This window comes from Rubrivivax gelatinosus (assembly GCF_016583785.1).
Lineage (GTDB): Bacteria > Pseudomonadota > Gammaproteobacteria > Burkholderiales > Burkholderiaceae_C > Rubrivivax > Rubrivivax gelatinosus_B.
This window is the reverse complement of record NZ_NRRU01000196.1, coordinates 1-2,832: the sequence shown is the minus strand read 5'-3', so window position 1 is coordinate 2,832 and position 2,832 is coordinate 1. Positions and strand designations below refer to the sequence as shown.

Here is a 2,832-nt window from a genome sequence, read left to right as displayed (position 1 = left end):
CCTCGCCTGGCGCCTGCTGCTCCTGCTGCTGGTGTCGGGCGTCGCGTGGCTTGCGTTCACGCCGAACCCGCCGCTGCGCGTGGCGGCGGGCTGGGACAAGGGCGAACACGCGCTGGCTTTCGCGCTGCTGGCGCTGAGCGCGGTGCGCGCCTTCCCGGGCGCACCGCGGCTCGTATGCCCGGGCGCCCTGCTCGGCTACGGCGTGCTGATCGAGATCGTGCAGGCCTACGTTCCGGGCCGCAGTTCCGAGGCCGCCGACGTGCTCGCCGACCTGGCGGGCATCCTGCTCGGAAGCCTGATCGCCGCCGGCTGGCGCCGCATCGCGCCCGACTGAAAATTTGCACAGTGGTGGCTCTGCCTGTGAGCCACTGGACCGCGACACTGTCTTCCAGCGTCGGGCATTGGGGCCTGGCCAGCAAACGGGAGACCGTGATGAACCAGGCGACCTTGGACTTCGACCCGCAGGCCGACGCCTGCGACCGCACCGGCTTCGAACTCGGCTGGGACCACGCCCGCCACGGCCTGGTGCCGCCGCCGGGGCTGCTGCTCGACGGCACGCCGATCGGCCAGGGCTGGCGCGCCGGCAAGGCGGTCTTCGGCCGCCGCACGCTGAGCGCCACGCGCCCGGTGCGGCGCTGGCTCACGCTGCGCACCGAGGCCTGGCGCCGCGGCACAGCCTTCGACAGCGCCCGGCTCGGCGCGGCCGAACTCGCCCGCCTCGACGGCACGCACTGCCCGGTGACGCGCCGGCCGCTGGGCGGCGCACCCGGCGGTGCCGACGCGCCGGTGGTGGCCCGGCTGCAGCCCGAAGCGGGCTACACCGTCGGCCACCTCGTGCTGCTGTCGGCGCAGGCCGAGGCGGCACGCGAGAACCTGTCGGCCGGCGCCCTGCTGCGCCGCGCGGCCCAGGTCGACGCCGGCCTGGCCGAGGCCCCCGGCGGGCTGAACCCGGCCGAGACCTGGCGCCTGGCGGTGCTGGCGAGCTTGGCCACGGAGCTGCCCTTCGCCGAGGCCGTGCGCGTGCCGCTGCGCGTGCTGCCGACGCCGCAGCTGCGGCTGGTCAACGCCGTGCAGCAGCTGCAGGCGCTGGTGACGCTGCAGTTCGCACAAGCGGGCTGGAGCGAGCGCATCCGCCGCCTGGCGGCGCTGCTGCCGCCGGAGCGCGGCGAGGCGCCGCGCCACGACTTCCAGCTGCTCGCCGGCGCCATCGCCGCGCGCGTGATGGAGGCCCGCCCCGGCCACGACACGCGTGCGATGCAGCGGGCGCTCGAGGACGCCTGGGCCGATGCGCGCGTCAACCGGCGCTGGCAGACCTTCGCACTGGCGCTCGGCGAAGCCGGCGTGCAGATGCTGCTGGACTGGCTGGAGCAGCGTGCGCAGCGTCTGCGCCTCGCCGCCGACCGGGCGGCCGGGGCGCGCGGCGTCGTTCCACGCGAACAGGTCCAGGTGCAGCCAGGGCAGGCCCGCGGGCACGAAGTCCTCGAGGAAGAGCGCGGCATTGATCGCGCCGGCCAGCGCGTTGCGGCCGGTGTTGACGATGTCGGCGATCTCGCTCTCGATGCCGCCGTGATAGTCGCGCCACAGCGGCATGTGCCACAGCGGGTCGTGCAGCGCCAGGCCCAGGTCGACCAGTTCGCGCGCGGTCGCGGTCTCGCGGCAGAACAGCGCCGGCAGCTGCGCGCCCAGCGCCACGCGTGCGGCGCCGGTCAGCGTCGCCAGGTCGATCAGCAGCTCGGGCTTGGCCTCGGCGGCGTAGGCGAGCGTGTCGCACAGGACGACGCGGCCTTCGGCGTCGGTGTTGCCGATCTCGATGTGCAGGCCGCTGCGCGTGCGGATCACGTCGCCGGGGCGGTAGGCGTTGCCGGCGATCGCGTTCTCGACCGCCGGGATCAAGAGCGTCAGGTGCACCGGCAGGCCCAGCGCCATCACCATCTGCGCCAGGCCGAGCGCGTTGGCGGCGCCGCCCATGTCCTTCTTCATCTGGCGCATGCCGTCGGGCGACTTGATGTCCAGGCCGCCGCTGTCGAAGCACACACCCTTGCCGACCAGCGTCAGCTGCGGGTGTTTCGGGTCGCCCCAGTGCAGCTCGATCAGGCGCGGCGCACGCGCGGCGGCGCGGCCGACGGCGTGGATCGCCGGGAAGCCGGCCTTCAGCAGCGCGTCGCCGACGGTCTGGCGGAACTCGGCGCCATGCTGGTCGGCGACCAGCCGCACCGCTTCGGCAAGTTCGGCCGGGCCCATGTGTTCTGCAGGCGTGTTGACCAGGTCGCGCACCGAGGCGATGGCCGCGGCCAGCAGCAGGCCGCGTTCGGCCGCGGCGCCCGGGGGCAGCAGCAGCGTCGCCGGTTCGCGCTTGCTGGGCTTGTAGAGGTCGAAGCGGTAGCCGCCGAGCTCCCAGGACATCGCCGCCACTTCGGGCGGCAGCGCCAGCCCGTCGGCGGCGAGCCGGTACTTGCCCACCGGCAGCGCCCGCGGCAGCGCCGCCAGCGCCCAGGGGTGGTCGGCCGCGCGCACGCCGGCCCAGACCTCGGCCACCGCGCCGTCGGCGCCGGGCACCAGCGCATGCGTGTCGGGCGCGGCGTCGAAGCCGGTGGCATCGAGCCAGCGCCGCGTGGTCGCGGGTGCGGCCTCGAGCTGGGCGGCGAAGGTGCTGCGGTCGACGACGCGGATCGGCGTCGTGCGGGCGGTGGGCTTCTTGAGCTGGACGGTCATTCGGGGCGATGTCGCCGGTGGCGACGAGGCAAAAGCGGCCATTGTCCCCCCGGGCGCCACCGGCCGCTGCGCGCAGCGCCGGCGCATGCTGCATGATGCGCGCCCCGATGGACCCCCGCC

General features: G+C 75.0%; 2 protein-coding genes. One reads left to right on the top strand and one right to left on the bottom strand.

Annotation, left to right across the window (positions count from 1 at the left end; translation table 11 throughout):
* Positions 1 to 334: VanZ family protein (locus CKO43_RS25230; RefSeq protein WP_242481411.1), on the top strand; the 334-nt coding region annotated here is incomplete at its 5' end.
* On the opposite strand, the gene CKO43_RS26070 is transcribed toward CKO43_RS25230, so the two are convergent.
* Positions 226 to 2,712 carry a M17 family metallopeptidase gene (locus tag CKO43_RS26070; protein WP_242481409.1) on the bottom strand — a complete coding sequence of 829 codons (2,487 nt, stop codon included), beginning with the start codon at positions 2,710 to 2,712 and terminating at the stop codon, positions 226 to 228. The two genes, CKO43_RS25230 and CKO43_RS26070, sit on opposite strands and share 109 nt — an antisense overlap.
* Between the last annotated feature and the right edge of the window lie 120 nt (positions 2,713 to 2,832).